The following is a 12,238-nucleotide window of genomic DNA, read 5'->3' as shown; positions in this document are numbered from 1 at the left end:
CCGAGCGGCGCGATCAGCGGCGGCCGAACACCTCGTCCAGCCAGTCGTAGATGCGGGCGAACGCCAGCCGCTGCGCCCCCGACTGGCAGTGCGCCCCCGCCCCCTCCGCCGAGCTGAACGGCATGAGCGTCTTCTTGCACGTCAGGTGCTCGTGCAGGCGTTCCGGCTGGCCGCGGAAGAACAGGTCGTCCTCCGCCGAGCAGACCAGGGTCGGGCAGGCGATCTGTTCGGCGATGCCGTCGCGCAGGTGGTAGTCGAGGAAGGAGGCGCCGAAGGCCCGCGGTGACGGGGCGTCGAAGTTCCACATGCCCTGCTCCATGAGCCAGCGCACGGTCGGCTCGGCGGCCATCCGGTCGGCGATCACGCGGTCGAGGTCCTCGTCGACCGTGGCCCGCAGCCGCCGGTCCAGGGCAGGCCGGTCGACGGGGAGGGCGGCCGCGACCCAGTCGCCGAGGTCGTACACGCCGTCGAGGGCGATCAGGGCGTTGACCCGCGACTCGAAGGCGGCCGCGCGCGGCATGAGGTAGCCGCCCATGCTCACGCCCAGCAGCGCGATGTGGTCGCGGTCGACCTCCGGCCGGGACAACGCGTAGTCCACGACCGGGCCGACGACGTGCTCCCAGTCGGGGCGGAAGCCGAGGCCCTCGCGGTGGCGGGGGCCGGGCTGGCCGGGGCCGTCGAAGCTCAGCACGTGGTACCCGCGTTCGACCGCCGCCGCCGCGCCGTAGAAGTGCATCTCCTCGACGGTGCCGTCGAAGCCGTTGCACATGATGATCGTCGGACGGGGCTCGTCGGCGGCGCGGTAGAAGTACCCGGGAAGGGTGGTTGACTCGTAGCGGATCGCGATCGGCTCGATCGGTGGGGTCATGAGGCCCGCCGCGATGCGGAAGCACGTCACGCTGCGTTCGTAGGCGTGCGCGATCCGCGGGTCGTCGGGGTGGCCGTGCAGGAAGAACTCGGCGGACCGGTAGGAGTTGGCGGCGCGCAGGAACGCCTCGCGGGCGCTGACCCGGTGCCCGGCCGCGGCCGCCTTGTCGGCGACGGTCGCGATCCGGTCGGCGGTGGCGAGCCACTGGTCGTGCCAGCCGTCGTAGTCGCCGGCGGTGATGTTCTGGGCGGTGGTGACGACCTCGCCGAAGTCCGCCCCGCCGTATGCGGCGTGGCCGAAGTTGCGCAGCGTCTCGAACCAGAACGAGTCGTTCTCAGCGAAGAGCAGTGGGCGCATCGGATGCGGATACCCGGCCGCTGAAAAATAATCTGGGCGGAGGTGTCGATCGGGGCGGGTCGCGTTCGTAGCCCTGGTGAGAGGCCGGTACGGAGCCGGGCCGCACACCTGCTGGAGGGCATCATGACCACCACCGCCACCACGAGCCGCGCCACCACCTCCTACGCCGCGCTGATCGGCACCGGGGTCGCCGCCGCCGCCGTCGCGAGCGCCGCGACCATGGCCGTCGCCGCCGCCGGTCACGCCGCCGGCATCAGCCTCGACATGGCGGGAGCGCCGATCCCGGTCGCCGGGTTCGGCACCCTGACCGCCCTGTTCTCGTTGGTCGGGGTGGTGCTCGCGGTGACCCTCGCACGGTTCGCCGGGCGGCCGCGGCGGGCGTTCGTCCGTACCACCGTGGTGCTGACCGTGCTCTCGCTGGTGCCGGACGTGCTCGCCGACGCCGCGCCGGCCACGAAGGCGCTGCTCATGCTCACCCACCTGGTCGCCGCCGCGATCGTCATCCCCGCCGTCGCCCGCCGCCTCGCCGCCTGACCACGCCGAGAAACACCTTCAGGAAAAGGAGCACAACCATGAAGCAGTACCTGCTGTCCGTCTTCTCCGTCGACGGCGCCCCCGCGATGTCCGACGAGGAGACCGAGCACATGTTCCGCGAGACCGGCCGGATCAACGACGAGATGCAGGCCGCCGGGGCCTGGGTCTTCGGCGGCGGGCTCGTCTCACCCGACGTCGCCACCGTCGTGCGGGTCGGCAACGGCGGCACCACGATGACCGACGGGCCGTTCGCGGAGACCAAGGAGCACCTGGGCGGGTTCTGGGTGCTCAAGTGCGAGGACCTCGACCAGGCCCTCGCCTGGGCCGCGCAGGCGGCGACCGTCTGCGGCCCGATCGAGGTCCGCCCGTTCGACGAGCTGTCGCAGGCCTGAGCGGCGATGGATCTGGCGGGCATCTACCGCGCGGAGTACGGCCGCTGCGTCGCCACCCTGGCGCGCCTCCTCGGGGACATCAACCTCGCCGAGGAGGCGGTCCAGGACGCCTTCGCCACCGCGGTGGAGCAGTGGCAGGAGCCGCCGCCGAACCCGGGCGCGTGGATCGTGACCACCGCCCGCAACCGGGCCATCGACCGGCTGCGCCGGGAGACGACCCGCGAGGCCAGGCACGCCCAGGCCCTGTTGCTCTACGCGCAGGACGAACCCGAGGAGGTGGGACCGGTGCGCGACGACCAGCTGCGGCTCATCTTCACCTGCTGCCACCCGGCGCTCTCGCCCGACGCCCGCACCGCCCTGACCCTGCGCCTGCTCGGCGGCCTCGAGGTGCCGGAGATCGCCCGCGCCTACCTCGTCCCGGAGCCGACCATCCAGCAACGGATCGTGCGGGCCAAGAAGAAAATCCGAGAGGCCGGCATCTCGTACCGTGTACCGCTCGCCCACGAGCTGCCCGACCGCCTGCCCCCGGTGCTGACCGTGCTGTACCTGATGTTCAACGAGGGGTACGCGGCCACGGCCGGCCCGGAGCACATCCGCACCGACCTGTGCGCCGAGGCGATCCGCCTGGCCCGCGAGCTCGCCGCGCTGATGCCCGACGAACCCGAGGTCCTCGGCCTGCTCGCGCTGCTGCTGCTCACCGAGGCGCGCCGCCCCGCCCGCCTCGGCGCCGGCGGCGAACTGGTGCTGCTGGCCGACCAGGACCGCGCCCGCTGGAACCGCGCGCTCATCGCCGAGGGCCACGACCTGGTCCGGCGTTGCCTGCGGCGCAACCGCCCCGGCCCCTATCAGATCCAGGCCGCGATCAATGCCGTGCACACCGACGGCGAAGCCACCGACTGGCGCCAGGTGCTGGCCCTCTACGACCAGCTCCTCGCGCTCACCCCCACGCCGATCGTCGCGCTGAACCGGGCGGTCGCCGTGGCGGAAGTACACGGGCCGGGTCTGGCTCTTGCCGCTCTTGAGCACGTCGACCTGCCGGGCTATCACCGCCTGCCCGCCGCGCGCGCCGAACTGCTGGCCCGCCTCGGGCGCACCGGCGAGGCCGCGGCCGCCTACGCCGAGGCCGCGGCGCTCGCCACGAACGCGACCGAACGCGACTTTCTGCTGTCGCGCCACATCGAACTCACCGGGAGTACAAAATGACCGCCACCTACACCTTCGACGTCTTCTGCAGCCTCGACGGCTTCGGCACCGCCACCGGCGACTGGACCGGCTACTGGGGCAAGCAGGGCCCGGAGCTGCTCGAGCACCGCCTCGGCCTGTACCGCGACGACCAGCGCATGGTCTTCGGCGCGAACACGTACCGCGCGTTCGCCCAGATGCTCGCCGACAGCACCGAGGACGCCGACGTCCGCGACCCCTGGGTGACCCGCATGCGCCACCTGCCGGCCACCGTCATCTCCAACACCCTGGACGGCCCCCTCGACTGGCCCGACGCGACCGTGGTCCGCGGCGACGCCGTCGATGTCGTCGCCCGCCTGAAGCAGGAGTCGGACGTCCCGCTGCGCTCGCACGGCAGCCTGTCGCTCAACCGCGCCCTGATGGCGGCCGGCCTCGTCGACTTCATTCAGGTCTCGGTCTTCCCGGTCATCACGGGCCGCAACGGTACGGAGCCGATCTTCGCCGGCGCGCCCGACTTCGACCTCGACCTGGTCGAGACCCGCACCCTCGACGGGCGCACCCAGGAGCTCGTGTACCGGCCCACCCTGCACCCCTGAGCCCGCATCGCCGCTGCCGTAGCGTGTCCCGGCATGGGTGCCAAGACAGCGGTCCTGATGTACGCCGACGGCGATGTGGCCCAGGCGCTGCGCGGCGCGGTCGAGCCGGACCGCGCCGCGACCGCGGCCCTGGTGGCGCGGCTGCTGCCCGGGCTCGACGTGACGGCGGCCGAGGACGGCAACCTCGGCTGGCACATCAACCCGCCGGACGGCCTGCTGTACGCCGGCGTGTTCCCGGGTCTCACCGTCATCTGCGCGCGTGAGCTGGGCGAGCTGCGGCCCGGTGACCTCCGGCCGGGCTGGCTGGCCGAGGGCGCCGGCCGGCGCGTGCTCCTGCACTCGATGCACAGCGTCTCGGACTTCCTCGGCTTCGCGCTCTGGAGCCCGGACGGGACCCTCGAACGCGCACTGTGCCTGAGCCCCGACGACGGCATCGTCGAGGACCGCGGCGACCGGCTCCCGTTCGAGCAGCCGTACTGGGCCGGACTCACCGGTCGACGACGACGAGGACGACGACGAGCCCTATCCGCTGCCGTTCCATCCGCTGGAGCTCGGCGAGGACGCGCTCGCCGCGTTGTACGGGTTCGTCATCGAAGGCCGGCCGCTGGACGGGATGCCCGCGTGGGACCGGGTGCCGCTGGCCGGGTTCCGGGTCGGTGTCCCGCGGCTGACGCTGGAGCGCTCGCACGGCCGCCCGATCGCCCAGCCCTCGGCCCTCGACATCGCCACGCAGGTCCGCCGGCTCGGCAACGGCCTCGACTTCCTCATCGCCGACCGGGGCGGCGACAACTACCTGCAGGCGGCGGCCGGCGGGCGGTTCGACATCCCCGCCGGGGTGTTCCGGGTCGAGCGCCGCGAGGGCAGCCCGGACCTGCACTTCCGCTGCGACGTCGGCACGCTCGACGAGGTCGCGGAGATCTTCGACGGGTACCGCGCGAACCAGGACGGCTGGGGCGAGCGCGACTGGCAGCAGGTCTGGGTGTAGCGGCCGGGCGACGTCATCGGTCCGGCCCCGGGCTGACCGGCAGTCCGGAGCCGGACACGTTGCGTGCCTGAATGACCGAGTTCTCCGGCTGCGCGGCCTTGTTATGGTCGGCCAATGGCCAGCGGCGAGAGTCTGCAAGACCGGATCAAACGGCGCCGGGACGACCTGTTCGTGGGCCGCACGTCGGAGATCTCGCACTTCCGGCAGACGATCAACTTCCTCGACGCGCCCGACCGTTCCATCATCATCAACATCTGGGGCAACGGCGGCATCGGCAAGACCTCGCTGCTGACCCGCATGCGCACCGAGGCGTCGGCGCTGAGCGCGACGTCCGCGTTCACCGACCACGGCGCCACCGACCTGCTCAGCGCCATGCGCACCATGGCGGCGCAGCTCGGGGCCGGCGAGCAGATGAAGGGGTTCAACGGCCGGCTGCAGGAGTACCACAAGCACCGGCAGCGGCTCGAGTCCGACCCGAAGGCGCCCGACGGCGCGGCCGCGTTCTTCACCCGTACGGTCATCCGGATCGGGCTCGGCGCCGCACAGACCGTGCCGGTGGTCGGCGTCGTCACCGCGGCCGTCGATCCCGTCGCCCTGAGCGACCAGGCCACCAAGTGGGCGTCCTTCGTCAAGGGCCTGATCAGCAACAAGGACGACGCCGACCTCATGCTCTCCCCGGTCGACGCGCTCACCCCGCTGTTCGTGCAGGGCCTCAACAACTGCGCCGCCGCCGGCCCGGTCATCCTGTTCTTCGACACCTTCGAGAAGACCCACTTCTTCCTCGAGTCGTGGCTGCTGCACGTGCTCGACGGGACCTACGGCGACCTCCCGGCCGACCTGACGATCGTGATCGCCGGCCGGTACCGGCTCGACCCCAACAAGTGGGGCCCGTTCGAACCGGTCGTCAAGGACGTCGAGCTGCGCCCGTTCTCCACCGCCGAGGTGCGCGACTTCCTGCACCGCAACGGCGTGCGGCAGGAGGCGGCCGCGGACCGGGTGATGGGCCTGACCGGCGGGCTGCCGCTGCTCGTGGCGATGCTCGCCAAGGGCTACGGCGGCGACCAGGGCGAGGTCGGCGACATGATCAGCACCGCGGTGCGCCGGTTCCTCGGCGACTTCGACGAGGAGCACCGCCAGCTCGCGATCGACGTTGCCCTGCCGCGGTACTTCGACCTCGGCGTGCTGTCGGTGCTGTACCGCGACCGTGAGGCCGAGCCGCGCCAGGTGCTCAACTGGCTCAGCGAGATGCCGTTCGTCAGCGAGCACCCCAGCCGCGGCTGGCAGTACCACCTCGTCGTGCGTGCGGTACTGCTGCGGATGAAACGCAAGCAGTCGCCCGAGGACTGGATCCGCGACCACGAACGGCTGGCCGGCTTCTACATGGACCGGCAGCGGGCCGTGCACGGGGAGAGCGGCCGCACCTGGAGCAACGACATCTGGATCGAGGACGCCCAGGCCGAGGTGTACCACCGGCTCTGCGCGCGCCCGGCGGACGCCCTGCCGGAGTGCCTCGAGCAGGTCATCCGCACCCTGGAGCTGCAGCTGCGGCCGCTGCTGGCCTGGGGCGAGACGTTCGCGCAGGCCGCCGCCGACACCGAGGCCGAGGACACCGCCCGGTGGAGCCGCATGATCCGGGCCGCCGGCGAGAGCCCCGACGCCTACGTCGCGCTGCTCACCGAGGTGCTCGACTTCCCCGCGATGCCGCCGCTGGGCCGGGCCGTCGCGGCGGCCGAGCGCAGCGTCGTGCTCTGCCAGCGCGGCGACAACGACCGCGCCCTCGCCGACATCGAGCTCGCCTTCTCGATCGCGCCGGACGACGTCCAGGTGCGGGCCGCCCGCGGCTTCGTCTACCGCGAGCTCGGCCGCTACCGCGAGGCGCTGGCCGAGTTCGACGTGGTGATCAAGGTGCGCCCGGGCAGCCGGGTCCGGGTCCGGCGGGCCGAGACGCTGCGGCTGCTGGGCAACTTCCAGGACGCGATCGAGGACCTGACCCGCGCCCTCGTGCTCGACGTGAACCCGCAGACCTACCGCACCCGCGGGCAGACCTACCACGAGCTCGGCGACTACCAGAACGCGCTGGCCGACTACGAGCGGGCCGCCTCCCTGCAGCCCGGCGACCCCGAACCGCTGACCGGCATGGCCCGCGCCTACGCGCAGCTGCAGCGCCCCGCCGACGCGCGCCGGGCGCTCGGCCGCGCCGTGGACCTGGCGCCCGACGACCCGGAGGTCCGGCTGGCCGAAGGGATCGTGCTGCGGCTGATCGGCGAGCCGGAGGAGGCGCTGCTGGCCTACGACCGGGCGCTGCGGGCCGGCGCCCCGGAGTTCCGCGTCGTGGCGAACCGGGCCGACGCCTACGACGACCTGGACCGCTTCGAGGAGGCGCTCGCCGACCACGACCGCGCCCTGGAGCTCGAACCCGGGCACGCCCGCGTCCTGCTGGACCGGGCGCACACGCTGCGGGCGATGGAGCGCTTCGAGGACGCGATCGCCGGGTACGACGCGGCGCTGGCGGCCGGCGCCGGCGACTTCCAGGTCATGGCCAACCGCGCCACCGCACTGGACCGCCTCGGCCGCTACGAGGAGGCCCTGGCCGACCAGGACCGGGCACTGGAACTGGAGCCCGACCACGCCGGCGTCCGGCTGGCCCGGGCCCACACCCTGCGCGCCCTGGACCGCCACGAGGCCGCGATCGCCGACTACGACCTGGTCCTGGCCGCCGGCAACGACGACTTCCTCGCCGTGGCGAACCGGGCGCACGCACTGCACAGCCTCGGCCGCTACGAGGAGGCGCTCGCCGACCACGACCGCGCCCTGCAGTTCGAACCGGACCACCCCCGCGTGCTGCTCGACCGCGGGCACACGCTGCGGGCGATGGAGCGCTTCGAGGACGCCCTGGCCGCCTACGACGAGGCGCTCGCGGCCGGCGCGGGCGAGTTCGCCGTGGTGGCGAACCGGGCCGACGCCTACGACGGCCTCGGCCGCTTCGAGGAGGCCCTCGCCGACCACGACCGCGCGCTGGAGCTCGAACCGGGACATGCGAACGTCCTGTTGTACCGTGCGCACACCCTGCGGGCGATGGAGCGCTCCGAGGACGCGGTGGCCGGGTACGACGAGGCGCTCGCGGCCGGCGCCGACGAGTTCCTGGTCGTGGCCAACCGGGCCACCGCCCTGGGCCGCCTCGGCCGGCACGAGGAGGCGCTCGCCGACCACGACCGCGCCCTGGAGCTCGAGCCCGACCACGCCGGCGTCCGGCTGGCCCGGGCCCACACGCTGCGGTCCCTGGACCGCCACGAGGAGGCGATCACCGACTACGACCGGGTCGTGGACGGCGGCGACGAGTTCCTCGCCGTGGCCAACCGCGCGCACGCGTTCGACAGCCTCGGCCGGCACGAGGAGGCCCTCGCCGATCACGACCGCGCGCTGGCCCTGCGGCCCGGTCACTCCCGGGTCCTGCTGGACCGCGCGCACACGCTGCGGACCATGGGGCGCTTCGAGGACGCGGCGGCCGCCTACGACGAGGCGCTCGCGGCCGGCGCCGACGAGTTCACCGTCGTGGCCAACCGGGCCAACGCCTACCACAACCTCGACCGGTACGACGAGGCCCTCGCCGACCACGACCGCGCGCTGGCCCTGGAACCCGGCCACTCGGGCGTCCTGCTCGACCGCGCGCACACGCTGCGGACCATGGACCGCTTCGAGGAGGCGGCGGCCGCGTACCAGTCGGCGCTCGCGGCCGGCGCCGACGAGTTCGCCGTCGTGGCCAACCGCTCCACCGTCCACGAGGGACTCGGCCGCTACGAGGAGGCTCTGGCCGACCAGGACCGGGCGCTGGAGCTGGAGCCCGACCACACCGGGGTCCGGCTGGCCCGGGCGCACGTCCTGCGGGTCCTGGACCGGCAGGAGGAGGCGATCGCCGACTACACCCGGGCCCTGACCGACGGCGGCGCCGAGTTCCGCGCCGTGGCCAACCGGGCGCACGCCTACGACGCCCTCGGCCGGTACGACGAGGCCCTGGTCGACCACGACCGCGCCCTGGAACTGGAACCCGGCCACCGCGACGTCCTGCTCGACCGCGCCCACACACTGCGGGCCCTGGGCCGCTTCGAGGAGGCGGCGGCCGGCTACACCGACGCCCTCGCGGCCGGCGCGGGCGAGTTCGCCGTCGTGGCCAACCGCGCCAACGCCTACGACAGCCTCGGCCGCTACGACGAGGCCCTGGCCGACCACGACCGTGCCCTGGAGCTCGAACCGGGCCACGCGGGCGTCCTGCTGGACCGCGCCCTGCTGCTGATCCGGATGGGGCGGTACGAGGACGCGGTCGGCACCTTCGGCGAAGCCCACGCCGCCGGCGCCCCCGAACTGCCCGTGGTGGCGAACCGCGCCGACGCACTCGACGCCCTCGGCCGCTACGAGGAGGCCATCGCCGACCACGACCGCGCCCTGGAGCTCGAACCCGGCCACCCGGCCGTCCTGCTGGACCGCGCGCACACCCTGAACCGCGCGGAACGCTTCGAGGAGGCGGCGGCCGGCTACGACGCGGCCCTCGCGGCCGGCGTCGACGAGTTCGTGGTCGTGGCCAACCGGGCCATCGCCCGGGACCGCCTCGACCGCCCCGACGACGCCCTGGCCGACTACGACCGCGCGCTGGAGCTCGAACCGGGCCACGGCGGCGTCCTGCTGGACCGCGCGCATCTGCTGTCCCGGATGGGGCGCTTCGAGGAGTCGATCGACGCGTACGGCGCCGCCCTCGCCGCGGACGCGGGGGAGTTCGCCGTCGTGGCCAACCGCGCCACCGCGTACGACAACCTCGGCCGGCAGGAAGAGGCCCTCGCCGACCACGACCGCGCGCTGGAGCTCGAACCGGGCCACGAGGGCGTCCTGCTCGACCGCGCGTCCCTGCTGACCCGCATGGAACGCTACGAGGAGGCGATCGCCGCCTACGACGCCGCCCTGGAGGCGGGGGCGGCACCGGTGGAGGCGTACGCGTACCGCGGACGGGTCAAGGAGTGGCTGGGCCGGATCGATGCGGCGCTGGCGGACTTCCGCGCGGCGTACGAGCTGGACCAGGACGCACCGTACGTCATCCAGGGCCTGGCGGAGATGCTCGGCATCCTCGGCGCCGACGACGAGGCGCTGAACGTGCTGACCCGGGCGGCGGAGCGCGGCATCGAGGCCCCCGCCGAGCGCGCCCGCTTCCTGCTGCTCGCGAACCGTACGCCCGAGGCGCTCGCCGCCCTGGACGCCGAACCCGAGAGCAACCACAACGAGTGGTGGCACCTGTGGCGCGGCATCGCCCTGCTCCGCGCCGGCGACCCGTCCACCGCGCGCGCCCACTTCGAAGAGGCCAAGCTCCTGGCGGAGAACTCCATCGGCTGGCCGACGAACCGCGGCCTGGCCCACGTCCTCCTGGGCGACGCGGCGGCCGCCGAACGCGAGTACCGGCAGGCGCTCGCCTCGCCACTCGGCCCGGGCGCGTCCGTCGTCGCGGGCGCCGAGCTGGGCCAGATCCACCGGCTGCTGCCGGACCTGCCCCACGTGGCCGATCTGCTCGCCCTGGTGCGCGAGCCCCCCGGCCCGGCACCCCAGGACCCGGCGGTCCCGTAGCCGGCGCAGCGCGAGAGTTCGCCGGCGAGGCGGACGAATAGAGCCCGTCGGCGTGTGAACTTTGGTGCCTCCGCCGCCGTACCACTCAGGTGGACGACTCGAGGTTCTGGACCGTCGTGGCATCGCTGGTCGCCGTCGTGGCGGTCCTGGCCCTGACTCCGGCCCCGGCGCAGGCCCACGGGGCGCCGTCGAACCCGGTGAGCCGGGCGTACGCGTGCGGGGCGGGCACGGCGCAGCAGAAGGGCTCGGCCGCCTGCAAGGCCCTGGTCGCCGCCGGCTTCGACAGCGCCCAATGGGACAACATCCGGGTGGCCGGCGTGAACGGCCGGGACCGGCAGGTCATCCCCGACGGCAAGCTGTGCAGCGGCGGGATCGCCGCCTACCGGGGCCTCGACCTGCCCCGCGCGGACTGGCCGTCGACCACGCTGACCGCCGGGGCGGCCTTCACGCTGCGCTACGCCGAGCGTATCCCGCACAAAGGCAGCTTCCGGGTGTACGTGACCAAGGACGGCTACTCGCCGAGCCGGGCCCTGCGCTGGTCGGACCTGGAGACCGCTCCGTTCGCCACCGCGACCGACCCGGCGCTGCAGAACAACGCGTACACGATCAAGGGCACGCTCCCGAAGGGCAAGTCCGGCCCGCACCTGATCTACACGATCTGGCAGAACACCAGCACCGAGGACACGTACTACTCCTGCTCCGATGTGCTGTTCGCCTCCGCCTCCACCACCACGTCGCCGGCGGGTGCACCCAGTCCCACCCGCCCCTCGGCTGTCGCGACCGGTGATGCCGGGCTGGCGCCGTACGCCGCCGGGCCGGCACCTTCGAAGAGCGCGCCCCAGCTCACCGCCACGTCCGCGATCGCCTCGACACCCGCCCTCGCCGGGATCGGCGGAGTGTCGGTGCTCGCGCTGGCCGGGACCGCCTTCTTCCTGAGGCGACGCCGACGCGCTCCGGGATCGCCGGGCCCGACCAGGGGCTAGCCGGCGACGAGCTTGGTGGCGAGGGCGATGATGCTGATCGCGAGCGGCGCGACCTTCTCCAGGCCCTCCACCAGGCTGCGCAGGCCGCTCGCCACCGTCTCGACCAGGGGCTTGTTCGGCTGGTCCTTGGTGGCCTTCGCGACCAGGTCGCCGGTGGTCTCGGCGATCGCGTCGGCCCGGGCCTGCTGCTCGGGCGGCAGCTGCTCCAGCGCGGCGCCGAGCTGCTCGACGAGGCGGGTCAGCTCGGCCCGGGTCGGCTCGTCGAGGGTGGCGGCGGCGCCGATGGTCTGGGTCGTGTGGGTCAGGGTGGAGCGGAGGTTGACGTTGGAGTTGACGATGTTGCCGATCTCGATTCTGTCGCCCATCGTGACCTCGCTGTTGATGTACGTCTGGTGGAAGTGGATGACGTTCGCCGGTGCGTCCCGGGGTACCAGGTCCGCCTCGCCCGGGCGGGTCACCGACTCGACGATGAAGCGCCTGGTCGCGGTCTGCTGGAGGGGCTCCTTGGTGCTGCCGAAGCGCACCGACGCCTGCTGGACGTCGGCGACCAGTTGCAGGGCGGTCTTGCGGCTGAGCCGGTTGAGTTCGATGTGGGTACCGTCGGCGAACGCGACCGTGGCGTCGATGCCCTTGGTCTGCTTGTAGTAGCGGTCGACCGGGGTCCGCACCGCCAGGGCACCGGTGAGGAGCAGCGAGAGGCGTAGCCGACGGTGGCGGCGTCGAAGTACCGGCGGTCC

General features: G+C 73.2%; 8 protein-coding genes and 1 pseudogene. 7 read left to right on the top strand and 2 right to left on the bottom strand.

What is annotated here, in order from left to right:
• Positions 1 to 13: 13 nt before the first annotated feature.
• A complete protein-coding gene (locus ACQP00_RS28555; protein ID WP_433200322.1) occupies positions 14 to 1,225 on the bottom strand; it encodes an alpha/beta hydrolase family protein in 1,212 nt (403 codons plus the stop codon).
• 123 nt (positions 1,226 to 1,348) lie between these two features.
• Between ACQP00_RS28555 and ACQP00_RS28550 the strand changes: the two genes are divergently transcribed.
• The 7 genes and pseudogenes from ACQP00_RS28550 (at position 1,349) to ACQP00_RS28520 (ending at position 11,501) form a co-directional block, all read left to right on the top strand.
• On the top strand, positions 1,349 to 1,759 hold the full coding sequence (locus ACQP00_RS28550) for a DUF6069 family protein (RefSeq protein WP_433200319.1): 411 nt from the start codon (positions 1,349 to 1,351) through the stop codon (positions 1,757 to 1,759).
• Between the two features lie 38 nt (positions 1,760 to 1,797).
• Entirely contained in the window at positions 1,798 to 2,151 is a 354-nt protein-coding gene (locus ACQP00_RS28545; protein ID WP_433200316.1) for a YciI family protein, read from the top strand.
• Between the two features lie 6 nt (positions 2,152 to 2,157).
• Positions 2,158 to 3,354 (top strand): RNA polymerase sigma factor, encoded by a 1,197-nt coding sequence (locus tag ACQP00_RS28540; protein WP_433200313.1) that lies wholly within the window; start codon positions 2,158 to 2,160, stop codon positions 3,352 to 3,354.
• Complete coding sequence (locus tag ACQP00_RS28535; RefSeq protein WP_433200310.1) at positions 3,351 to 3,929, top strand: dihydrofolate reductase family protein; 579 nt, start codon at positions 3,351 to 3,353, stop codon at positions 3,927 to 3,929. The genes ACQP00_RS28540 and ACQP00_RS28535 overlap by 4 nt, the downstream gene beginning before the upstream one ends.
• A 33-nt stretch (positions 3,930 to 3,962) precedes the next feature.
• A pseudogene (locus ACQP00_RS28530) lies at positions 3,963 to 4,914 on the top strand (DUF6928 family protein).
• Positions 4,915 to 5,028: 114 nt separating this feature from the next.
• Positions 5,029 to 10,518: a tetratricopeptide repeat protein gene (locus ACQP00_RS28525; RefSeq protein ID WP_433200307.1), complete on the top strand. Its 5,490-nt coding sequence runs from the start codon at positions 5,029 to 5,031 to the stop codon at positions 10,516 to 10,518.
• 89 nt (positions 10,519 to 10,607) lie between these two features.
• On the top strand, positions 10,608 to 11,501 hold the full coding sequence (locus ACQP00_RS28520; RefSeq protein WP_433200304.1) for a lytic polysaccharide monooxygenase auxiliary activity family 9 protein: 894 nt from the start codon (positions 10,608 to 10,610) through the stop codon (positions 11,499 to 11,501).
• Here the strand turns inward: ACQP00_RS28520 and ACQP00_RS28515 are convergent.
• Positions 11,498 to 12,169: a hypothetical protein gene (locus tag ACQP00_RS28515; protein WP_433200301.1), complete on the bottom strand. Its 672-nt coding sequence runs from the start codon at positions 12,167 to 12,169 to the stop codon at positions 11,498 to 11,500. The genes ACQP00_RS28520 and ACQP00_RS28515 overlap by 4 nt on opposite strands.
• Positions 12,170 to 12,238 lie beyond the last annotated feature (69 nt).

The sequence above is a fragment of the Dactylosporangium sp. CS-047395 genome (genome assembly GCF_050942185.1).
Classification (GTDB): Bacteria; Actinomycetota; Actinomycetes; order Mycobacteriales; family Micromonosporaceae; genus Dactylosporangium.
Note: the sequence above shows the minus strand (reverse complement) of the source record. Positions and strands in the feature narration are given on the sequence as shown.

Bases quoted from the DNA above. Each gene is read 5' to 3' on its own strand.
- ACQP00_RS28555 (WP_433200322.1), bottom strand. From the start codon at position 1,225: ATGCGCCCACTGCTCTTCGCTGAGAACGACTCGTTCTGGTTCGAGACG.
- ACQP00_RS28550 (WP_433200319.1), top strand. From the start codon at position 1,349: ATGACCACCACCGCCACCACGAGCCGCGCCACCACCTCCTACGCCGCG.
- ACQP00_RS28545 (WP_433200316.1), top strand. From the start codon at position 1,798: ATGAAGCAGTACCTGCTGTCCGTCTTCTCCGTCGACGGCGCCCCCGCG.
- ACQP00_RS28540 (WP_433200313.1), top strand. From the start codon at position 2,158: ATGGATCTGGCGGGCATCTACCGCGCGGAGTACGGCCGCTGCGTCGCC.
- ACQP00_RS28535 (WP_433200310.1), top strand. From the start codon at position 3,351: ATGACCGCCACCTACACCTTCGACGTCTTCTGCAGCCTCGACGGCTTC.
- ACQP00_RS28525 (WP_433200307.1), top strand. From the start codon at position 5,029: ATGGCCAGCGGCGAGAGTCTGCAAGACCGGATCAAACGGCGCCGGGAC.